This is a genomic window from Psychrobacter sp. UBA2514 (assembly GCF_002341255.1).
GTDB classification, from domain to species: Bacteria; Pseudomonadota; Gammaproteobacteria; order Pseudomonadales; family Moraxellaceae; genus Psychrobacter; species Psychrobacter pacificensis.
In genome coordinates this window covers 38,826-60,715 of sequence record NZ_DDNS01000008.1, presented here as the reverse complement: position 1 = coordinate 60,715, position 21,890 = coordinate 38,826, and the positions used below count along the sequence as shown (strand labels likewise).

19 protein-coding genes and 1 pseudogene are annotated in these 21,890 nt (G+C 45.2%); 12 read left to right on the top strand and 8 right to left on the bottom strand.

Going from position 1 to position 21,890, the window contains the following annotated elements:
* The 4 genes and pseudogenes from B3V51_RS02675 to B3V51_RS02660 all read left to right on the top strand — a co-directional run.
* A pseudogene (locus B3V51_RS02675) lies at positions 1–774 on the top strand (bifunctional prephenate dehydrogenase/3-phosphoshikimate 1-carboxyvinyltransferase); the annotation flags it as partial.
* A gap of 226 nt (positions 775–1,000) precedes the next feature.
* The gene (rarD, locus tag B3V51_RS02670; protein WP_186474605.1) at positions 1,001–1,951 is read left to right on the top strand and encodes an EamA family transporter RarD; all 951 of its coding nucleotides are present in this window, start codon (positions 1,001–1,003) and stop codon (positions 1,949–1,951) included.
* 57 nt (positions 1,952–2,008) lie between these two features.
* Complete coding sequence (folB, locus tag B3V51_RS02665; protein WP_186474603.1) at positions 2,009–2,446, top strand: dihydroneopterin aldolase; 438 nt, start codon at positions 2,009–2,011, stop codon at positions 2,444–2,446.
* Positions 2,447–2,465: 19 nt separating this feature from the next.
* Complete coding sequence (locus tag B3V51_RS02660; RefSeq protein ID WP_228724592.1) at positions 2,466–2,969, top strand: 2-amino-4-hydroxy-6-hydroxymethyldihydropteridine diphosphokinase; 504 nt, start codon at positions 2,466–2,468, stop codon at positions 2,967–2,969.
* Positions 2,970–3,139: 170 nt separating this feature from the next.
* Here B3V51_RS02660 and cysE read toward each other — a convergent pair whose 3' ends face one another.
* From cysE to ggt, 5 genes are all read right to left on the bottom strand, one after another.
* Entirely contained in the window at positions 3,140–4,051 is a 912-nt protein-coding gene (gene cysE / locus B3V51_RS02655; RefSeq protein ID WP_286707915.1) for a serine O-acetyltransferase, read from the bottom strand.
* 188 nt (positions 4,052–4,239) lie between these two features.
* Positions 4,240–5,118, bottom strand: a complete 879-nt coding sequence (locus B3V51_RS02650) for an RNA methyltransferase (protein WP_186474599.1) — start codon at positions 5,116–5,118, stop codon at positions 4,240–4,242.
* Positions 5,118–5,498, bottom strand: a complete 381-nt coding sequence (locus tag B3V51_RS02645) for an Hpt domain-containing protein (RefSeq protein WP_186474597.1) — start codon at positions 5,496–5,498, stop codon at positions 5,118–5,120. Before B3V51_RS02645 ends, B3V51_RS02650 begins: the two co-directional genes overlap by 1 nt.
* A gap of 71 nt (positions 5,499–5,569) precedes the next feature.
* Positions 5,570–9,289, bottom strand: a complete 3,720-nt coding sequence (gene dnaE, locus B3V51_RS02640) for a DNA polymerase III subunit alpha (RefSeq protein WP_284719329.1) — start codon at positions 9,287–9,289, stop codon at positions 5,570–5,572.
* A 296-nt stretch (positions 9,290–9,585) separates the two neighbouring features.
* Complete coding sequence (gene ggt / locus B3V51_RS02635; protein ID WP_284719330.1) at positions 9,586–11,550, bottom strand: gamma-glutamyltransferase; 1,965 nt, start codon at positions 11,548–11,550, stop codon at positions 9,586–9,588.
* A gap of 311 nt (positions 11,551–11,861) precedes the next feature.
* On the opposite strand from ggt, the gene B3V51_RS02630 reads away from it, so the two are divergent.
* Positions 11,862–14,000: a hypothetical protein gene (locus B3V51_RS02630; protein WP_284719331.1), complete on the top strand. Its 2,139-nt coding sequence runs from the start codon at positions 11,862–11,864 to the stop codon at positions 13,998–14,000.
* A gap of 55 nt (positions 14,001–14,055) precedes the next feature.
* Positions 14,056–15,639, top strand: a complete 1,584-nt coding sequence (locus B3V51_RS02625; protein WP_240364972.1) for a hypothetical protein — start codon at positions 14,056–14,058, stop codon at positions 15,637–15,639.
* A gap of 110 nt (positions 15,640–15,749) precedes the next feature.
* On the opposite strand, the gene B3V51_RS02620 is transcribed toward B3V51_RS02625, so the two are convergent.
* On the bottom strand, positions 15,750–16,265 hold the full coding sequence (locus tag B3V51_RS02620; protein WP_240364971.1) for a Spy/CpxP family protein refolding chaperone: 516 nt from the start codon (positions 16,263–16,265) through the stop codon (positions 15,750–15,752).
* 275 nt (positions 16,266–16,540) lie between these two features.
* On the opposite strand from B3V51_RS02620, the gene B3V51_RS02615 reads away from it, so the two are divergent.
* The 5 genes from B3V51_RS02615 to B3V51_RS02595 all read left to right on the top strand — a co-directional run bounded on the left by B3V51_RS02615 (position 16,541) and on the right by B3V51_RS02595 (position 19,693).
* Positions 16,541–17,227 carry a response regulator transcription factor gene (locus B3V51_RS02615; protein WP_252962413.1) on the top strand — a complete coding sequence of 229 codons (687 nt, stop codon included), beginning with the start codon at positions 16,541–16,543 and terminating at the stop codon, positions 17,225–17,227.
* A complete protein-coding gene (locus tag B3V51_RS02610; RefSeq protein WP_186474587.1) occupies positions 17,227–18,822 on the top strand; it encodes a sensor histidine kinase in 1,596 nt (531 codons plus the stop codon). The genes B3V51_RS02615 and B3V51_RS02610 overlap by 1 nt, the downstream gene beginning before the upstream one ends.
* Before the next feature lie 244 nt (positions 18,823–19,066).
* Positions 19,067–19,270, top strand: coding sequence for an ESPR domain-containing protein (locus tag B3V51_RS02605; protein WP_071001493.1), 204 nt, complete (start codon positions 19,067–19,069; stop codon positions 19,268–19,270).
* A gap of 44 nt (positions 19,271–19,314) precedes the next feature.
* Positions 19,315–19,524: a hypothetical protein gene (locus B3V51_RS02600; RefSeq protein ID WP_071001494.1), complete on the top strand. Its 210-nt coding sequence runs from the start codon at positions 19,315–19,317 to the stop codon at positions 19,522–19,524.
* Positions 19,448–19,693 (top strand): hypothetical protein, encoded by a 246-nt coding sequence (locus B3V51_RS02595; protein WP_252962414.1) that lies wholly within the window; start codon positions 19,448–19,450, stop codon positions 19,691–19,693. Before B3V51_RS02600 ends, B3V51_RS02595 begins: the two co-directional genes overlap by 77 nt.
* A 135-nt stretch (positions 19,694–19,828) precedes the next feature.
* Here B3V51_RS02595 and maiA read toward each other — a convergent pair whose 3' ends face one another.
* A complete protein-coding gene (gene maiA, locus B3V51_RS02590) occupies positions 19,829–20,476 on the bottom strand; it encodes a maleylacetoacetate isomerase (RefSeq protein WP_197496765.1) in 648 nt (215 codons plus the stop codon).
* Between the two features lie 139 nt (positions 20,477–20,615).
* On the opposite strand from maiA, the gene B3V51_RS02585 reads away from it, so the two are divergent.
* Positions 20,616–21,473, top strand: a complete 858-nt coding sequence (locus B3V51_RS02585; protein WP_071001496.1) for an IclR family transcriptional regulator — start codon at positions 20,616–20,618, stop codon at positions 21,471–21,473.
* A 118-nt stretch (positions 21,474–21,591) separates the two neighbouring features.
* Here the strand turns inward: B3V51_RS02585 and B3V51_RS02580 are convergent, their stop codons facing one another.
* A complete protein-coding gene (locus tag B3V51_RS02580; protein WP_071001497.1) occupies positions 21,592–21,816 on the bottom strand; it encodes a hypothetical protein in 225 nt (74 codons plus the stop codon).
* Between the last annotated feature and the right edge of the window lie 74 nt (positions 21,817–21,890).

Here is a 21,890-nt window from a genome sequence, read left to right as displayed (position 1 = left end):
CGTGACCATACCGAGCGTATGCTATCCGCTTTTGGTTATCCAGTAATTGTAGAAGGCAACCGTATCAGTGTCACCGGTGGCGGCACACTAACAGGTGGCGATATTGCGGTTCCTGCTGATATCTCATCTGCGGCGTTTTTTATGGTGGCTGCTGCTATTAGCCAAAATAGTGAGTTGACCTTGACGCAAGTCGGTATCAATCCTACGCGTACTGGCGTTATTGATATTCTAAAATTAATGAATGCAGATATTAGCCTAAGCAATGAGGCCCATGTTGGCGGCGAGCCGGTGGCTGATATTACGATTCGCAGCTCAAACTTGGTCGGTATTGAGATACCAGAGCATCTCGTACCACTAGCAATTGATGAGTTCCCTGTACTGTTTGTCGCGGCTAGCTGTGCCAAAGGGCGTACCGTCTTGACTGGTGCTAAAGAGTTACGCGTCAAAGAGTCGGATCGTATTGCTGTGATGGCTGAAGGTTTACAGACGCTTGGCATCGATTGTACTGTCACTGATGATGGGCTGATTATTGAAGGCAAAGGCACTGCTACTGAGAACGGCGATATAAATAATAGCCAGCCTGTTTTTGGTGGTGGTCACATTGTCTCGCATCATGACCACCGTATTGCGATGAGTTTCTCTGTTGCGAGTCTGCGTGCTGCTGAGCAAATTACCATTGAAGGGGTTGAGACGGTCAATACCAGCTTCCCAGGCTTTGCTGAGCTGGCTAACCAAATCGGTATGTCTATTCAAGTGGATACTGATGCTGAATAAATGAGTGAGTGTGGATCAACATTTTCCTATAATCATGTACTGTAAAGCATCCATAAAAAGCTCAATCTAATATCGTTAGCAATGTACTCATGTCACTATTGGCATGAGTATATTGCTTTTTAACTTATAATTTCACTGTAGTGACCCTGCGCTTTCACCACTAAATTGATAATAATAATCAGAATTAGGTGAGGGTGCGCTTTGCTCTAAAAAGTTGTCCTGTATTATGACTACCCAAAATGTCGTCAAAAAACCTGTTGCCCCGATTACCACAACCAGACGCGGTATTATCACTGCCCTTGGTGCCTTTTTTATCTGGGGTGGTTTCCCTTTATACTTTAAGCAATTATCCAATTATGATGCAACAGAGATTATCGGGCACCGTATTGTTTGGACGTTTTTTTGCCTACTCATTGTATTGGTAGCGACCAAGCGTTGGGGGTGGATAGAGACGCTCAAACAAAACCCAAGATGGATCGCGTTGTCACTCGTCTCTGGGTTAATTATCGCAACCAACTGGCTGACCTATGTATGGGCGGTCAATCATGATCGTATCCTTGAGGCCAGTTTGGGATACTTTATTGGGCCATTGGTAGGTGTTGGCTTATCGATGATTTTATTCAAAGAGCGCCTGCGCACGCTACAATGGGTAGCCATTGGCTTTGCACTACTGTCTGTGGTCATTCAAGTGGTGATGCTTGGTAGTCTGCCGTGGATATCATTGATTTTAGCATTCAGCTTTAGTACTTATGGCACCATTCAGCGGCAAACCCCATTGACTGCTGTCGATGCTATGTTTGTTGAAACGGCCATGCTAGTACCCTTATGTATTTGGTGGTTTTGGCAGTCAGATGTCGTCAGCCATCAGCTAAGCTTTTGGTTCAGCTCAAACATTTGGCTACTGATGCTCGCAGGCCCGATTACGTTGATACCGCTGTTATTATTTAATAAATCGACCAAGCTTGTGGCATATAGTATCTTAAGCTTTATGAATTATCTGACGCCGACCTTTATTTTCTTCTTAGCGGTATTTTATTACAATGAACCATTTGATCTACATCGTCTGGCAGTATTTGGTTTGATTTGGTTAGGGTTACTCTTATTTAGCATTGATCTGTGGCGACATCGTCCAAGTAAAGTGTTAAAGGCTGAGCGTCTCCGTGAAGAGGATTTATAATCGGTTAATTAAAAAATCAAAAATACGCACAAAAAATTAGCAAACAAGGATGGAAGCATGTTTCATACTCAGTCTGATGTAGTATTTGTAAAAGGTCTAAAGGTTGAGGCGGTCATTGGTGTGTTTGATTGGGAGCGCGCCATTACTCAGCCGTTACTGATCGATATCGCGCTTGAGACGGATATTAGCCGTGCTGCTGTGTCCGATGATGTCAGCGATGCGCTGAGCTATAAAGAAGTCTGCGATGATGTGAGCGTGTGGTGCAAAGAGATTCAGGCAAAGCTGCTTGAGCATTTGGCCGGTCAGATCTCTGATAAGCTATTTGCAAAATATGACTGTCAAAAAATCACGTTAAGTATTGCCAAGCCGACTGCTATTGCTCAAGCAGATGCGGTAGGGGTACAAATAACACGCTATGCGCCAGCGCTAACCAATGAGCCAGCTACTAAAGACGTTACCAAAGAAGTTAATGACAGCCAAGCCGATGATGCATAAAACGTCGATGGATTTGAATATGGCAACGCTAACAAAATGCGCACCTGAGATTCTGCAAGCGCAGTCCTTGGTAGAGGTGGTGTTAGCGCTGGGTAGTAACTATCAAGCCGAAAAATATCTACCGATTGCTCGAGAGAGTTTGGCAGCGCTGGGTGAGATACGATTGTCTACTGCTTTTCAAAACCCTGATTTTACTGCAACCTTGGAACAGCCAAAGCCTGACTATACCAATCAATGTGTCCATCTAGCACTGAATACACCGATGAGTTTGCAGCAACTACAGCAAACCTTTAAAGCGCTTGAGGGGAACTGTAATAGACGTCGACAGACTAAGCCGAATCAAGTGCGACGAGTGACAATGGATATTGATATTTTGATGATTAAATTGGCTACTATAGAAAATAGCCTAAGCAAAAAATTGATATTTAAATCAATATCTGATTGGATTGTAATGGCGAATCGTTATCCCTTTAAAGCACATGAAATTGTAGGGATTGAAGAGTTGACTGCATTTACTGATTAGCTGTTTGAATAGCGTTTTGAGAAAAAATTAATAATAAATAGACAGTTAGTGGGGTGACTTATTTTAACTCACACTGATAACATCTGATATTTTTGCAGTAGATAAGGCTAAGGGGCGTAAAATGTATTGTACGCCCCCTGGTTTTATTTGTTTTACTGAAACTCTCGTATTCACTTCTGCTCGTTATCTGCTGCATCGATATCAGCACGACCAATCACATCTAAATCCTCTAGGCACAGCTTATCGTATTTCTTTTTACAAAAATTAGGATCAATATCACACATCGCTGACTGCAACTGATCGAGACGATTCTCTGATTGTTGAATGTGTTCGAGCATTTTAGCAAATGCTTCTGCAACGGGATCTTGTGAATAGGGATCGATACCGTAGGCGCGAAAGGTATTGGTGCGTTTTGCAATAGAGGTGGTGTCAGCTGCTTGATCCTTAACGCTCTCGCCAGCTTGCGCGACTTTTTCTTGTTGCTTGGCATCTTGTACTTTTGTCGCGATGGGATTGCCTTTTTCATCGTGATGATCTGAGATCATACGAGCAGCACTGCCAACCATCGTAGCGCCTGCTGGTACTGGTTTGACTACCACTGCATTCGAGCCGATTTTGGCGTTTTTGCCGACGGTAAATGGCCCTAAGACTTTGGCACCAGCACCGACCGTTACACCGTCTTCTAGCGTTGGATGGCGTTTGCCATTATTCCAAGACACACCGCCTAGAGTAACACCGTGATACAACGTCACATCGTTGCCAATCTCAGCAGTCTCACCGATGACGACCCCAACACCATGATCGATAAAAAAGCGCTTACCAATCTTGGCAGCAGGGTGAATCTCAATACCTGTAATAATACGCGAGCCATATGAGATGACGCGAGCCGCCAGTTTCTGTTCATGATTCCACAGACAGTGCGCACCGCGATGTAGAATGAGCGCATGGATACCTGGGTAGGTTAGGATGACTTCCAGACTATTGCGCGCTGCAGGATCGCGGTTAAATACCGCATCGATATCTTCTTTCAGATCTTTTTTGATGCTGACAAGCGATCTGAATAATTTGGATGGCAATGACATAAAGCGTCCTATCTATTCGTCGGTAAAGTAGCGTTGCTAAAGTAGCAATGTCTTTATTTTATGGACATGATGGTTAAATAATGATGAGAGTATATTGTTGCTCATTTTTCTAAGTTATAACAGCTTTGTACCGCAAAATATAGTAAAAAGCTGTCAAATGAAGGCAAGCTGATAAACAATGACTTGTTTTAGTCTTTGGATAGTTTTGCAATCAAAGCACTTAATAGCTGATACTCTTTTTGATCAAGCTGTAAGCGTGACCCAAGTCTAGACAAGCGTGATGGCAATGACTTTAGATGTTCGCTATTTGCAAGACCGCGCTGTACCATAAGGTCAGTAGTACGCTGAGTGAGCTGTTGCAGCTGCTGCTGATTAATAGCAGGCTCATCCCATTGCTGACGCAAATTCACGTTGATTGTCGATTGGGAATCGTTGTTCTCGTCTAAACTGTCCGCTGTCTGAGTATGCGTTTGAGCATAAGCAAAAATAAAGCTGGCAATGACTTGCACTGCTGAGGCGACATTTAGTACAGGGTAAGCAGGATTGGCGTCGATTTGAATGTGATAATCAGCATAAGCCAACTCTTCATTGGTCAACCCACGATCTTCACGCCCAAATAATATAGCGATATTTGGTTTGCTAGCAACAGCGTCTGATGAGGTGTCAACGTTATTATCATTTGCACGTAAAGCCGACTGTGTATCAATAAAATCAAACATAATCTTAGCGGCTTGCGTGGGTGTCACAACGGGGCGCGGCATATGACGACTGCGGCTGCTGGCTGCAAATACCAGCTGACAGTCGGCAATGGCAGACTCTAGAGTAGGTGCGATCACAGCACATGACAGCAGCTCACTACCACCTGCCGCATGAGAGACACTGGTCTCATCAATTGGCAATTTGGGGTCGACAACGGTCAAACGGGACAAACCCATTGTATGCATGGCGCGTGCGGCTGAGCCGATATTGGCAGGCAACGTCGTATTGACCATGATGACTTGTAAGCAGTCGAGGTAGTCATTCACTGTACGGGGTTGCTCAGTAGATGATAAAGAGTCGTTACTCATTACTGCCCCAATCTTTGATGGATTTCTTGTTCAGCACGTTGTAATGCGGCGGCAATCTCTTCAATAAGATCAGCTTGTTCACTAATGTGGCGCTCACGGCAGCATTCTTGTAGTTGGCTGCTAAGACGAACCAGCTGAGTCGTACCCAAATTGGCACTTGCGCCTTTTAGGGCATGAGCGGTCTCAAAGCCATTGGCGTTATCATCTTCTTGCTGAGCGATTCGCAGTGCTGCAACGCGTTTTTGACTGTCATTGAGGTACACTTGTATCAGCTCGCCAAAATCTTCTTCTAGCAAGTCACGCATGTCTTCGAACTGTTCGTGATTGATAATCTCTTCATCAGTCTGAACAGTCATATTATTATTCGTCATGTCAGTCATGGCTTTTATCCAATTGTTAAAAGTTAAAGCAGTCAAATTACTATAGTAAATTTTTGGTTGGATTGTGCATTTTAGCTGTAATGAAAGTGTAAGTTATCTTCACTAACTAACGTCTTCAGTTGTTGCAAGTTATCATCGTTCGGGTAAACCCGCCAATGTTCGGATAGTCCCACATTTGCGATACCATAAACGTCATACACGCTCAAACCAAGTGGCAAGCAGTTATCATTGATAGAAGTATCTGTATTACTGAGCGCATTGTTTGCATAACTTTGGGGCATGCTATTTTGATTAAATGCGTCATGGTTCATATCGTTCTCTAGAGCCAGTAAGTCATTGCCATTTTCATCATACAAACTGCCGCCCATGGCAGGGTCGTAAGTGTTACTACCACTATTGCCTGGCTCATCTTGCTCTTGATTATAAGCCAAGCGTGGCTCAGGTATGATATCAGCCTGTGCAGATTTGAGTAATGGTTGCAAGCGTGTGAGTAGGTCGATATCGCTACCATGGACTTTGATACTGATTTTTTTGAGCCAACGCAGGCGCGCATCGACCATGCTCATGGCACTATCGAGACGCGCAAACAAGCGCCCATCACGCTCACGAATACTGCCTTTGATAATGACGACTTCATCGATTTTCAATTGCTCTTTGACACGGTTGAAACGCTCGGCATAGCAGCTGACTTCCAATCTCGACGTGCCATCATCTAAAGTAATCACATTACGATTACCAAAGTTGGCGATATCGATGATGAGGCCTGCAAAATAGCAGCTGCCGTTATAGCCAGTATCTGTCAATTTATTGAGGCGCGTGCCTGAGGTGTAACGTTTTAACTCATCTAAATATTCATTAATTGGATGACCCGTTAAGTACAACCCTAAGGTGTTCTTTTCCGCTTTTAGGCGGTGTTTATCACCCCAGATCAGCTCTGGCGACATCTCAAGTGGCGGCGCTGCAACTACACCGTCCATTTCGCCAAACAGATCCATCATGCCAAGCTCGTTATTTTGACGATCTTGCTCAGCCGCTTGGACGGCGCTTGGTAGTTGGCTCATCAAGGCACCGCGAATCTCGTAAGCTTCGTCGGCTGGTAAGTCGGGTCGTAGCGTCGCAGCAAAGTCATCAAAACAGCCCGCACTCACCAATGCTTCGAGAGTACGCTTATTAACCTTTTTGATATCCACACGGCGGCAAAAATCATATAAATCTTTAAAAGGTCCATCCGTTCGACGAGCATTAACGATGGACTCGACAGCCCCTTCACCTACGCCTTTAATCGCGCCCAATCCATAAATGATATTGGTTGGAGTGTCTGCGACAAAGTGCCACTCGCTGCGATTGACTGACGGATTGACCACAGTCAAATCAAAGTTTTCACGGCAATCATTGATAAAGAACACCACATTGTCGGTGTTGTTCATATCGGAGGTTAATACTGCCGCCATAAATTCAGCAGGATAGTACTGCTTGAGATAAGCCGTCTGATAGGCAAGTACCCCATAAGCCGCAGAATGCGAGCGGTTAAAACCATAACCTGCAAACTTTTCCATCAAATCAAACACACCGCCTGACGTGACTTCATCGATGCCTTGTGAAGTTGCACCAGTGACAAAGATATCGCGCTGCTTTGCCATCTCTTCAGGTTTTTTCTTACCCATGGCGCGGCGCAGCATATCAGCACCGCCCAAACTATAACCTGCCATCACCTGTGAGATTTGCATCACCTGTTCTTGATAGACGATAACGCCATTGGTATTCTCTAAAATCGGCTCAAGATTGGGATGGTCATAAATGACCTCTTCACGACCGTGCTTACGGTCGATATACATCTCTACCATGCCGGCATCAAGCGGGCCGGGACGATAGAGCGCACACATGGCGATGACGTCCTCGATATTGGTCGGCTGCAGTTTGGCCAGATACTTTTTCATGCCCATACTTTCTAGCTGAAAGACGGCGGTGGTTTTGGCATCTTGTAGCAGCTTATAGGCTTTGACATCATCTAACGGCAAATCTTCCAATACCAATGCGGGTACATTTTCTTTGGCACGGCGCAAGTTGATGTTCTCAACCGCTGCGTTGATGACCGTTAAGTTACGTAGACCCAAAAAGTCAAACTTCACTAGTCCTACGGCTTCGACATCGTCTTTATCAAACTGGCTGACACGGTGACCCTCATCGTCACAATAAATGGCGCTAAAGTCTGTGATTTTGTGCGGCGCAATCAATACACCACCAGCATGTTTACCGACGTTTCGGCAGACACCTTCGAGCTTGACTGCCATCTCCCAAATCTCAATGGCATCTTCATAATCCATGTTGTCAGGGTTAGAGATCAAGTCTTTGAGCTGTGGTTCTTGCTCTAGCGCTTGGCTGAGGGTGATACCGGGTGTTTTGGGAATGAGCTTGGATATTTTATTGGCCAAGAAGTACGATTTACTTTGGACGCGTGCCACATCGCGCACCACCGCTTTTGCCGCCATGGTACCAAAAGTGATGATCTGTGAAACGGCATCACGACCATAGGTTTGCGCCACATAGTCAATCACGCGATCGCGCCCTTCGATACAAAAGTCGATATCGAAATCGGGCATCGATACCCGCTCAGGGTTTAAGAAGCGCTCGAATAGTAGATCGTAATGAATCGGATCAAGGTCGGTAATATTGAGCGCGTAGGCGACCAATGAACCTGCACCAGAACCACGTCCAGGGCCTACTGGCACGCCATTGGCTTTCGCCCAGCGGATAAAGTCCATGACGATAAGGAAGTAACCCGGGAAACCCATTGATAGGATAATATCCAACTCATAGGCGAGACGCTCGTCATATCTTTGACGGAAATCGCTCCAATTGTCCGTACGGGCCTCAACAGGGAAAAGCTTATCTAAGCGCTCTTCCAGACCGCGCTTTGACTCTGCCCGAAAAAACGATTCAATCGTCTCGCCTTCAGGGACAGGGAAGTCGGGCAGTACGTTAATGCCCAGCGTTAAAGTCACATTACAGCGAGTCGCCAAGCGTAAGGTGTTGTCAACCACCTGCGGAATATCGGCAAACAGCTGCGCCATTTGCTCTTGGGTTTTTAGATACTGCTCATCAGAATAATTCCGCGGACGGTTAGGGTCAGCCAGTACGTACGAGCCTGCGATACACACGCGGGCTTCATGCGCATCAAAATCCTCTTGCGCCAAAAAACGTACGTCATTATGCGCAATGATGGGGATGTTGTGTTTGGCACCTGAGTGAATGGCTGCTCTAATAAAAGCGTCCTCGCCTGAGCGATTGGTACGCTTGATGGCAAAGTATAAACGATCGCCAAATTGCGCTTGCCACTCGGTGAGCAGCTCATCGGCTTTTTCTGGCATAGAGCCAACCAGTGCTTGGCCTACGTCTGACTTTTCGGTGAGTAGGACAATGACGCCTGCTGCATGTTCTAGAATATGACTGCGTTTAATCACAGGTGTGCCATGATTGACAGGGTCAGCGCGACCTTCGGTAAACCCAAGCGACACGATACGGGTAATGTTTTGATAGCCTTCGTTATTCATCGCAAGTAGGGTGAGGCGTGTGTCTTCATTATCCATGATGACTTCGCTGCCGATAATGGGCTTGATACCCGCGCCTAGGCAAGCACGATAAAACTTCACCGTGGCATATAAATTGGACAAATCAGTCAAAGCCAGCGCCCGCTGATTGTCAGCTGCCGCCGCTTTCACGAGTGGCTTGATGCGCACGATAGAATCGGTGATGGAATATTCGCTGTGGATACCAAGGTGTACAAATGCCATAGAAGACTCTTACTAGTACGATCAAAAGAAATAAGCTAGCGATAAAATACAGGATGATTATCAATCATTTGTAGTGTTATCGAGAGGTGGTTAAGACCTCGGTAGCCATGTTGATACGCTTTAAATGGGGTCGTTAATAATAGCATTATTTGCGGCATGCAGCCACTGATTGCAAGGGTTTAATCTGAGGGATGTGAATTATCATGTCAATTTAATTACGTAAGAAATGATATAAAAAACCCTCAACACGGTAAAGTGCGGAGGGCTATATAATTGATAAGTAATGACAATTTAACTTAGTACCCAACCACCGCTGCATCCACAATACGGGGATCAGAAGATCCATACAGGCCGTTTGGTGTGAGCATAATCGACTGCGTGGAGCCCATGGCGGACTTTGGACTGACCGTGTGCCCCATAGATTCAAGCTTTTTGACCGTATCGACATTGAGCGCTTTTTCAATCCGAATCTCATCAGGGAGCCACTGATCATGAATACGCGGTGCGTGAGTTGCCTCAGCGATATTCATATCATGGTCGATGACGTTAGAGATAATCTGGGTGACAGTCGTGATGATACGACTGCCCCCTGGGCTGCCCGTAACGATATACGGTTTGTTGTCTTTAAATACCAGCGTTGGACTCATCGAGGAGAGCGGACGCTTATTGGCTTCAACAGCATTGGCGTCACCACCAATCAATCCGTAACCATTGGGTACACCCGGCTTGGCAGAAAAATCATCCATTTCGTTATTTAACAAGATACCTGTGCCGTCAGCCACGAGACCAGTGCCATAAGAGAAGTTCAACGTATAGGTGTTGGCGATGGCATTGCCGTCTTTATCAACAATAGAGAAATGCGTGGTTTGATCGCTCTCATAAGGGAGCGGGTTGTTGGCTTTGATGGTCGCGGCTGGCGTGGCTTTATTGGGGTCAATCAGTGTACGCAGGTTATCCGCATAGGCTTGTGACGTTAGGCCGCTAGCAGGTACGTCGATAAAGTCAGAATCCCCTAGGTACTCAGCACGATCTGCATAAGCCAGTTGCATCGCTTCCGCCATCAAATGAATGGTCTGTGCGCTGTTTTGACCATAGTCCCCCAGTGGATAGCCTTCTAAGATATTTAATATTTCGATAATGTGAATACCACCAGAGGAGGGCGGTGGCATAGAGACAATCTCATAACCACGGTAATCGCCTTTGACAGGCACGCGGGCGATGGCTTCGTAATCGGCTAAATCCTGCAAGCTCATGCTACCGCCTGCTTCATTGACGGCTTTTACGATGTCACGCGCGGTTTTCCCTTTATAAAATCCGTCTGCGCCTTGTACCGCGATTCGCTTTAGCGAGCGGGCAAGCTCAGGCTGCTTTAATCGCTCACCCGGTTGATAAGCGCTGCCATCAGGCTTGAAAAATACCTTTTTGGTGCTCGGCCATTTTTGCAAGCGATCACTCAAAGCAGTAAGCGATTCGGATAAACCAGCGGTGACTTCTATGCCATCTTCTGCCAATGCGATCGCTGGTGCCATGACTTGCTCGCGGTTCATGGTGCCATGCTCTTCTAATGCTTTTAGTAGCCCTGCTACTGTCCCCGGCACCCCAACGGCTAAGCCATGATAGCGAGATAAGTCACTGACTGCGTTGCCTTCATCATCGAGATACATATCACGAGAGGCACTACTGGGTGCTTTTTCGCGGTAATCAAGCGCGACGGTTTTGCCTTGCTTGGCGTCATAAATCATCATAAAGCCGCCACCACCAATGTTGCCAGCACGTGGTAAGGTCACAGCGAGAGCAAAGCCAACCGCAACCCCAGCATCTACCGCATTACCACCGTCTTTCAAAATCTGTAATCCGATGTCAGAGGCTAGCGCTTCTTGGGTGGCGACCATGCCATTTTTTGCCCATACTGGATGATGAATTGCATCTTCAGAGTAGATAGCCTGATCGTTATTGGCATTGTTTGAGGTGGCGTTGTTTGAGGTGGTTGTGAGAGTAGTGGTTTTTGCCCGTGTGATGCGTTTGGTTTCAGATATAACGGTTGGATTGTCCGTCATAATGGCTAGATTTAGCGCATTGGTATCAATCGAGGTGTTGTTGACCGTGGGGCTGTTGGCTGAAACGGTTGGATCTATTGCATGGGCTGAGACAGACAGTAGTAGCGCACTCGTAATAAGGGCTGCGCTAAATTTTAATTGGTTATGAGTCTTGGGTTTTTTTTGCTGAGTAATTCGATGCTGGTGAGATAATGATGGTGACATCGCAAAGTCCTTTTTGGGAGAGTAGGAAAAACAGAGTATCGAATAAATACACTTAAATAGTAACGAAAATATCAAATAGTAGAAAGTTGTTTATCATATTTTGTCATTTGAGTTTTTATATGATGTGCAGTATGAGTGGTCTTCTATCGATATATGCATAATTAGTGTCATGTAAATTGTGCAGAGAAGCTCACTAACCAGTGAAGATTTTCTTTAAAAATAAGTCTTAATATTACTAAATTGTAACGTCTTGTGATATAAAGTACAGTACTAATGTGCATCCGTTAACGATTGGCTATAAAGAGATTCTTATGTCATCAAACCATGTTAATAACCGTAATCGACAGTGCCACTCTGAGATGGCGAGTAATTATTTGCCTATCATCAACAATAAAAATAATAATGGTCATGTATCTCAAACAAGCAAATTAACCTCTATCGCTTTGCTAGTTGGTAGTGCGTCGCTTGTGCTTACAGGTTGTCAATCAAATCCGACTGCCTCAGCGGATGTGGCAGCCTCCAGTACCCTTATGGATTTTAGCACTGCAAATCCTGCTCAGAGCCAACGTCAAGGTCGCGCTTTTACGGCTAGTCAAGAGGCCCAAGCTGAGCGTTACGCGCAACTGTTTAATCAAGAAAAATATCCCAACACTGAGCACCAAGCCAAGGCGCATTTATTGGCAGCGATTCGCCAGCATTTGGCAACAGAGCATGTGGCCGTCGCGCAAGCCAATTACCAAGCAGTACCATTTATCGATGCCGATAGTATTGATGCAGGCTCAAGCAGCTTACTTAGAACGATTATAGAGACCTATGCCTATCAGCCTGAGGGAATGTACGATAGTAGCGATGATGAAGCGCAAGCTGAGGCTAGAGCAGAATTAGCAGCGGTAGGTGTAGAGTCGAATAAATGCAATGAAAACGAAGATGATGACGCTTATGAAGTCTGTGTGGTAGAGGGTATTAACTACGATTATGATGATGCGAAAGATTCGATAGAGTCCGACTATCCTAGTGACTATGATAAGTCTAGAGCAGAAGCTGAAGCAGAAAGAAAGACCATTGCTGCTATATTGGCTGAAGCAGGGGAGAATGAGCCAGCAAGCGACAGCATGTATGATACAGATGACTATAGCAGCAACGACTATGATAGTAATGATTTTGACAGTGACGACTATGATAGGGACGACTATGACAGCTATGATGATTACGGCAGTGGCGCTGGCGGCATGCTCTCAGGTCTGTCAGGGTTAAACCCGAAAAAAATGGCTGCAAAATATGAAGCCATGCAAATGGCAAAACAGCAAGCTAAGACAGAGCCGACCAATAGCGAGGAGCTATCAATGTCTTCTACTGGCTTGATTGGTAACATACTGACGATGTTCAGCCGCACTCCTGAGCAAATCGCTGCATCCAACGCCTATCAATATCAGCATTTGACGTTCAATAGCGTCAGTCAGTACAACCCAAAACAGCGGCAATTACAAAGCGTATATAGCTACGACTACGCCACGCCAACCATCAGCTCATCCATACAAGTACCAGTGGCCTTTGATTTTAACAAAAGTAGTGTCACAGTTGATCCATCGGCAATCATGCCAATCGTTGCGCTCGTCAATCCTGAGAACACCCCATTACCCTCGCAGATGGCCTCACATACGGTCAGCTTTGGTTTGCCTGACAGTATCACGGCGCAGTTGCCACCAGCAGTGCTTTATGATGCGGTGCTCAATGCCATACAGAGCAGCATGGCAGAATTGGCACCTGAGCATTTTAGCGCCGTAGACATCAGTGGTGATGCGTTTGCCAAAGAAGTTGGCGCGACTCGAGCAGTAAAAGTTTATTTTGGCAGTCAGCAAGGCGGCGAGATGATAGGCAAAACTCTAAAATATGTGACAAAATCGCTGCAAGAGTATGTAGATGTCAACCCAAAAAAATATCCTAATGGAGCCATGCTAAAAGCCGCGCTTGCCAAAGCACAGCTATACAACAAAGGCTACCAAAGTGCGGATGTGGGTTCGCTACTACAGCTGATCGAAGCCATTGGCCCTATCTCTTTTAATCAGATTAATTACTATTATTTAGATAACTCAGATCGCCTGCTTGCCAAGCAGCAGCGCGTCAATATCGGTGGTGATTTACTTGGCTCTACGACGACCATGCTCAATCAAGTCCGCTATGATAAAGCCAGCTTTGACCACCATGCCCTAACGCCACTATTGGCAGAGTCATTTGGCTCAAATGCGGTAGCGCCTATCGATGGCAATGCATGGATAGCAGCACAGCGCCAGAAAAAAGACAGACTACAAACGGCACGCTATGCGCGTTACGATTATGAGGATGGCCGCTTAGAGACTGATTATAGTAGTGACGAATATGACAATCGTTATGATGCAGAATCAATTGATGAGAGCCGTATTGGCGATGCTAAAGATGATAATGAAAAATAGAGACGACGTCGCATTAGCTTATCGCATTTACGCATATGTCTATTAAGGATAAAAAATGAAAAAAGCACATCAAACGCTTACACTACGTCTGTCATCTATGATGAAAAATCACTTATTATTGACCAGTACATTGCTGTCAGGAGCATTACTCTTAACGGGTTGTCAATCTGCCAATTTGAACCAGTCAAATGCATTGACAGTTAAGCAATCACCTAGCACCGCTAAAAAGACATTAGCGACTGCATTACAAAAACAGCGCCGGCAATCGTTCAGATACCATAGTAATATCGAGATCAGTAACCGCCAGCAACGTACGGCAGCATCTGGCACACAAGTCGTGGCATCAGATTATGTGGATGCGCACTGCGAAGAGACACATGACCAAGCCTATGCGGCATTGATCATGCAGGCAGAAAAACAAAACAAAGATATTTTAGCTGCAGATTATGATGACAAGCGCGATGCTCTTAAACAGTCTTATTTTGAGTGCGTCGATGCTTATTATGCGTGGGAGGAGCACCAGTACGATAGCGATGTGACAGTGCCAGCAGGTTATCAAGCGCTGTTTGATAATTATGAAGACAAACCAAAGCCGCTAGATATAAAAAAAGCGCAACTGCTAGATGAGTACTTGCTAAAACCGTTATCTATCAATGCTCAAGGCATCTATCAGCCCATGGCGGGCAAGGCGACGATGCTCGCCAGCGCCCAGTATCAAGCGCGCAATCATCATAGCAGTATCAATCAGCCTGTCTACATCGACATGAAAAATGGTGATATCTATTTATGGGCAGATAATGTTGCGATGTTCAATTCTGAGCTATTAGACGATAAGCTCGGTACAAAATGGCGAAACAAATGGTTAAAAATAGCCATTGATGATGGAACATTGCCCAAAGGGTTCGGCCGTGAGGTAATCAAAGCCCACTTTGCCGCGTTAGATCTGACGTATGATGGAGCCCCTGTTAGCCAGTTCGATTATGTCGCGCCCAATACGCTTGCCGCGCTCTCGTCCAAGTTGCCGGCGCATCAGCTATCAGCAATGCTCTCAAGTGCCCAAATCATTCGCCGAGTACAAAGCTTTGAGAGTTATCAAGAGGACTATCAAAATTATCTGCAAATCTTCTACAAGCGCATTAGCCAAAAATATCCGGAGCTGGTAAAAGAAGCCGAGCCTATGACAGCCTTTGAGACGATTCAAAGCTCAAAGGAACTCACTAGTAAAGCGATGGTGCAAACAATACTGGCTATGATAAATGCTCAAATAAATGATGAAGATAAGACGGAATCTAAAGTCGCTGCAAACGCCACAGTAGAAGAGCTATATGGATTTGACAAAAGTGGTCAGCTCAAATGGCAGCATCTGCACCGCCAATTAGATAACACTGGCAAAACTGCGCCAGATAAAAGTATGACAATAGATGTCTTGCAGCAGTATTCTGTTATTAATAGCAAAGACAAGGCATTCCCAAATCTACCACGTGAGGTTCAGACACCAAATGCGAGCAACAGTATTGATCTGCGAGACTATGCGTCAGAGTTGCTGGAATATTATCGTGACGGTAATGGCACAGCAGTGGGTAAAATGATATTTAACATGATGCCAATGGCGAAAGAACGTTTTGGGGCGACAGACTAACTGGAAGATAGCATCATTGAGTGTTAAGTAGGATACTGTCGTAAAAAAGCGCATCGTATAAACGGTGCGCTTTTTTTAATATGGCCATCACTTATGTTGTGACAGACTTTTTACATGCCTTGATGATGTGGCTTGTCATGGCCTTTACGATCTTTTAAGTGCTTACGACCTTCTTCTTGTCTTTCTGATTTGAGCTGTTCCATTTTTGCACGCTGCTCAGCGGTCAACACCTGAGAGATGGCATGCTGCGTTTGGACGCGCTCAATAAAGCGTTGTTTTGCTTTTGCCGCTTGCTGATCGGCCAAACGATTTACCGCCGCGTTGTTCAACGTACTTGCATTGGTCAGTGCTTGTATTTGTTGTTCCATTTGTGCGCGTTCTGCCTGATGTTTTTCACGGTCAGCTACGCGGTCGCCATGTTTTTCTTGCATGATGGCTTTGATTTGCGCTTGCTGCGTCGCTGTTAGATTCAGTTTTGACATTGGGCCTCTCATGGCGCCGTCTTTATGGTTCTTTTGCACTTGATTCATTGGCGCGGTGTCAGAGGCTGCATTGACACTAGAACATGCTGTCACAGTAAATACGCTAGAAGCTGCTAATATTGAGCCCAATAATAATTTTTTCATGATGACATCCTTTAACTACAGTGAGTTTGGTTAAGTAAACACTAAAGTCTTATCTTGCAAGCATCGCATTCTAAGCGCTATTAATCGTTGTGATTGGTCGTCTTAAAAGTGCAGGTCTTGCGGTTGATAGAAGCTATCTTACGGCAGTTAAAGGTTACGAACATTTATGAAGTATTAAGAAAGGTAACGTTTATAGCGAATTGACACGCGCTTGCCTGATAATATGGGCAAGTAAATGAATAAAAGCCAATTAAAATCATGGAAAGGAGGTGAGTGTGCCAAATATATTGATAGGCGATGATGATGAAGAATTGACTCAGTTACTACAAGAGTATTTGCACAACCATGGTATTCATTGCGACTGTGTCCATGATGGGGCGGCAGTTATACAACGATTAAAAGCGGTGGCGCATGATGATTCCGCTTATGATTTGCTCGTCCTCGATATCATGATGCCAAAAATAGATGGGCTAAGTGTGCTGCGGCAACTGCCAAATATCAGTGATATGCCCGTGATTATGCTGACGGCAAAGGGTGAGGAGATTGATCGTATTATTGGTTTGGAGCTGGGCGCTGACGATTATATCACCAAGCCCTGTAACCCCCGCGAGCTACTAGCGCGTATCAATGCTGTGATTAAGCGTACCAACACGACCACGTCTGAGCATACGCCGCTACCAGAGAGTCGCTTGCATCTTGATCAAAATCAGCGTGTTTGTGAAATAGATGGTGTGGCGCTACAAGTGACGGGAACAGAGTTTGACTTACTCGTGGCGCTGCTCAAGCAAAAAGGAGATGTGGTTAGCAAAGCATGGCTGTCAGAGAATGTCTTGCAGCGTGAGTTGCAGCCTTTTGATCGTAGCCTTGATGTGCATGTGTCTCGCCTGCGCAAAAAACTTCAGCCTTTTCATGACGAACCAATAAAAGCAGTGCGCGGTAAAGGCTATCAACTGGTGCTCTAATGATAAAAACTTCCAGTAATCCCGTCAAATCACCGAAATTCAAAGTGCGAATCACGCTGTTTTGGCGTTTATTCCTGAGTCTATTACTGACGATACTAATTACCTCACTGTTATCCATTATGGTGGAGCGCTGGCTGGCTGAAAAAGAGCTAACGGCTCGTATGGACGTACAAATTGAGAGTCTATTAATTCAGCGTCAAGAGATGGTCGATGCGCTGCGAGTGGGTGATTTGATAGCTGTCAGGCAGATGTATCGTCAAGATCGACGCCTCATGAGTCAAATCAGAGTCTACGATGAGCAAGGCGCTATTATATTTCCGCGTTATCGAGATAGAGACGAGCGCACGCAAGGACGTGGGCAAAGCGGCCAGCAGTCGATGGAACGTGCCATGCAGCAACCACTGCCGCCACCGCCTAGAGCTTACGATAATAAACCAAGCAATCTGAATGATGAGATGCTCATAAAACAGCCTTCTGTTTTGCACGAGATCCTAAAACCAATAATGTCGAGCAGTGCTGCGATAGCGGATATTGATGCGCGTCCTGAGCTGGCAGACATCTCGGTTGAACTGCCTGATGGACAATCAGTCATCATACAGTTGCGCCCGCATTTACGTTTTGCAGATGTGGTAGAGCTACAGCATGGCAATTTTCCCATACGTTTATTATTGATTATTGCTTTTAGTGTATTGGTTTGTGTCTGGCTGAGCCGTACGTTGACTCAGCGTATTGGACGTGTGCAGAGTACCGTGCACCGTATGATTGATGGGGACTATCAAGCCAATCCAGCGCTATCAAAAATGGGTGATGATGAGCTGGGATTACTGGCCAAAGATGTGGCTCATTTGTCAACGAGACTGGCTGATAGTGAGCTGGCGCGTAAGCAGATGCTCAGTGATATCTCGCATGAGCTGCGCTCACCGCTCGCGCGTCTCGATGTTGCAACTGAGCTGACTCGTGATTTTGCACCCAACGCCCATCGTTATTTAGACCGTATTGACAAAGAGTCTGCGCGGATGAATGAGTTAATTGAGCAAATTATCCATATTCAATCCCTACAAATGCAGCAATACACGATTGATAATTTGGAGAGCGAAGCAGTCGATTTGTCCGAGATTATCAGTGACATCGGGCAGGATGTGTGTTTTGAGTTTCAGCATAAAGAGGTGAGATGGCAGTGGCAACCACCTGAATATTCATTTGCCAATGACTTAAAAAGCGCTTGGACAGTACAAGGCAATCAAGAGCAGCTGCATAGTGCACTTGAAAATGTCGTTCGCAACGCTTTTATGCATACGGCAGCGGGCTCAACAGTCATCGCTGAGATGAAAGCGGTGCAGATAGATAATAAGATGCCTGCGATTCAAATCAGTATCACGGACGAGGGCGGCGGCGTCGCTGACAATGACTTAGAACGTATCTTTCAACCCTTTGTCCGTCTCGACACGGCTCGTCATCGTGATACTGGCGGTTATGGGTTGGGGCTGGCTATTGTTCATGCTGTCGTGATGGCGCATAAGGGGTATATCAACGCCCATAATCGACGAGATGGTGTACTAGGATTGGTGGTGCAGATAGTATTACCGATTAAATAGTAAAATTTATCATGAGGAAGAGGAAAAAGCTCAACGTATCAGTAGATGCTTTTCATGGATTGATGTTTCATATTCTATCCAAAAGAAAATGTCTTATTTCTCAAAAACTGAAACCAGTAACACTTCAAAAGGCTGCATGATCCCTAATTCATAACTCGTTTTATTTGGTCATATCGATTCTCTTGCACCATAGATTTTATTTCTGATTTTTTAAATCTGACAAATCTGTAAGGGAGTATACATCATGAACCGCATCTATAAAGTCATCTGGAATGAAGCATTGAATTGCTTTACCGCAGTCGGTGAATACGCAAAAGGGCGTGGCAAATCTTCCAAATCTAGTGTTAGCGCTAACGCTACTATCAATACCACATCCAATGTATCTGCTATCAAGACATTACGCTTAAGTGCCATAGCACTTGGGCTAATGAAGGCAATAACAAAATAATCAATGTCGCTAATGGGGCAATCAACTCTACGAGTAAAGATGCAGTGAATGGCTCACAGTTAGATAACTTAGCTAAGAGCGTCGCCGCTAACAAAACCAAGTACTATAGTGTTAATTCAACCGCTATTGGCAATGTCAACAACGATGGCGCAACCGGACCCAATGCTATGGCGATGGGTGGCAATGCTAGTGCTACTGGCGGGCAAGACATTGCCATTGGTAGCGGTCAAAGTGGTCAGAACACCTCGCTATAAGATTAATACCGAATCAGGCGGCGCCGCCTCCATCGCTATTGGAGCAAAGGCATTATCTAAAGGTGCATTATCTACCGCAATTGGTGTGCAGTCATCGTCATCTGGTGTTGCGCCTTCTGCCTTTGGCATCGGTGCTTCAGCAAGCGAAAAATGCCATGGCTGCTATTAATGCTTTTGTAGTATGTTTCATACGAATCCTTGTAAAGAAACTTTGAGTGATAGGGCGGTTAAGAGTCGATATCATTTACAATCAATAGTTAACATAATAATACCCTTATCAAGTCCTGTTTTAATATATTGATATTTATGCATGTTTTGGCGCATCAGGCTGCACCATAGGATCGGCATCTACAAAAGCTTTTAGTGTGCGGCAATGCGTATCAATAGCGACGATATTGGGATAAGGAGTCAGGTCTACCTTAAAGCGCCGCGCAGAAGAAACCTGCGGGATCAGATAACAATCTGCAAAAGTGGGCCTGTCACCATAGCAGAACTGTCCACGGTTTTTATCTGCTGCCAACCGTGTCTCTAACGCTGCAAACCCTTCAGTAATCCAACGATTGCACCATGCAATGACTGCCTCTTTATCTACTGACAACTCATTACGTAAGTACTGTAAAATACGGCGGTTATTAATCGGATGGATATCGCAGCCAATCATCGCACTTAGCGCACGCACGTGCATGCGACCAGCGGCATCTTGGGGCAATAAAGCGTGCTCAGGGTAGGCCTCTTCTAACCACTCCAAGATAGCGGGACTTTGGTATAATAATAAATCGTCCGCTCTTAAGACTGGCACCAGTCCTTGCGGATTAATCGCTTTAAATGCGTCCTCTAACTGCTCATCTTGTGCCAGATTGATCGCGATATCATCATAATCTAAGCCTTTTAAATTCAAGGCAATACGGGTACGGTGAGAAGTACCACTGCGAAAATAGCCGTAAAGTGTCATCATTGTTTATATCCTTATTATGAGAAATTGTGAGTGAGTGATAAGTATGTTTGCCCCGCTGAATTTTATAAAACAAGTCTCCTTACTTTATAAGACATATATCCTTTAACCTAGACAGATACACTAGAGACGAGCTATCATGCCAGCAGATAAAAATTTTTTAGATAAATCCGTCACGAGTAAAAACCAGAGTGGCATCCAGTCACTTGAGATTGGATTGTCGATACTAGATGTGCTTATCGATCGCCATGAGCCTATGATGCTAAAGGATATCGCTGAGGCCATGCAGATGCATCCCGCAAAATCCCATCGTTACTTGGTCAGCCTCATTCGCAAAAACTATGTTCGCAAGCTTGATGATGGTCGCTATGGGCTTGGCGATAGAGTAAATGCATTGGCAGCATTAGGACATACTGAGCTCAGTCAAAACAATCTCTTGGCGCGTCTCACGCAGGTGGCCAATGAGATTAAAGATACCCTAAATTGCGGTGTGCAAATTGCTAAGTGGTTTAGCGAAGGCCCAATTATTATTCAGTCCGTTGAACCAGACAGTCCGATTAGCATCATCACTCGCATCGGCTCACGTATGCCTTTGACGACATCAGCTACAGGACAATTGTTTGCCAGCTATCAATCTGACGCGGTCATTCAGCCATTGGTCACCGCTGAATGGCAGTCGAGTAATGCCGCAGCAGATATGACAGAGAGGTGGCAGAATTTTGCTCAGCTGCAAGCCAAGATACGTACTCAAGGCTATGCGACAGTGACAGGCGATATGCTCATGGGTATTAATGCCATTACGATACCTGTGATATTGCCGCATTTTGCCAATAGTACTGCTAATCTATCCGCGAGTAGTGACAAAACCGCTAGCGAGGCTCTGCCGCTAGAATATGCCATTACTATCATCGGCACCACAGAGCAACTACCAATGAGTGAGCAACAGAACGTGGTTGAGCAAATACTAGCAATCGCACAGCGCTACCAAATAGCATAGCCAAAATGTTAACTACAAACTGATTGGCTATAGTAGAACCTTAATAAAATTAATACAGCATATGCATCATAGGTGGCACCCGGCTCACTGAGAGTGGCAGACGGATAAATTTCAATCTTTAAACGGCCCTTTGAGTCTTCTTCGATTTTTTGGCCCATGGCTCCAATGCTTCGGTATTGATGTTGTCATTGGCGGTCATAAAGTGTGAAAATCTCAGTGTCGTCACATCGTCTGTATTGGTATTCGCGCTTTTGGCTTGCTCATTTTGCTCATTGTTAGAGCAGCCAGTCATCGCAACTGAGGCCGCGAAGAGTATGCCTAAAGGGAATGTTACTTTCCTCATTGAGTCCTTTCATGATGGTGAGATATGGTTCGCAAGTTATGCCATCTCTTCATTATAGTCGAACCACTATTAAA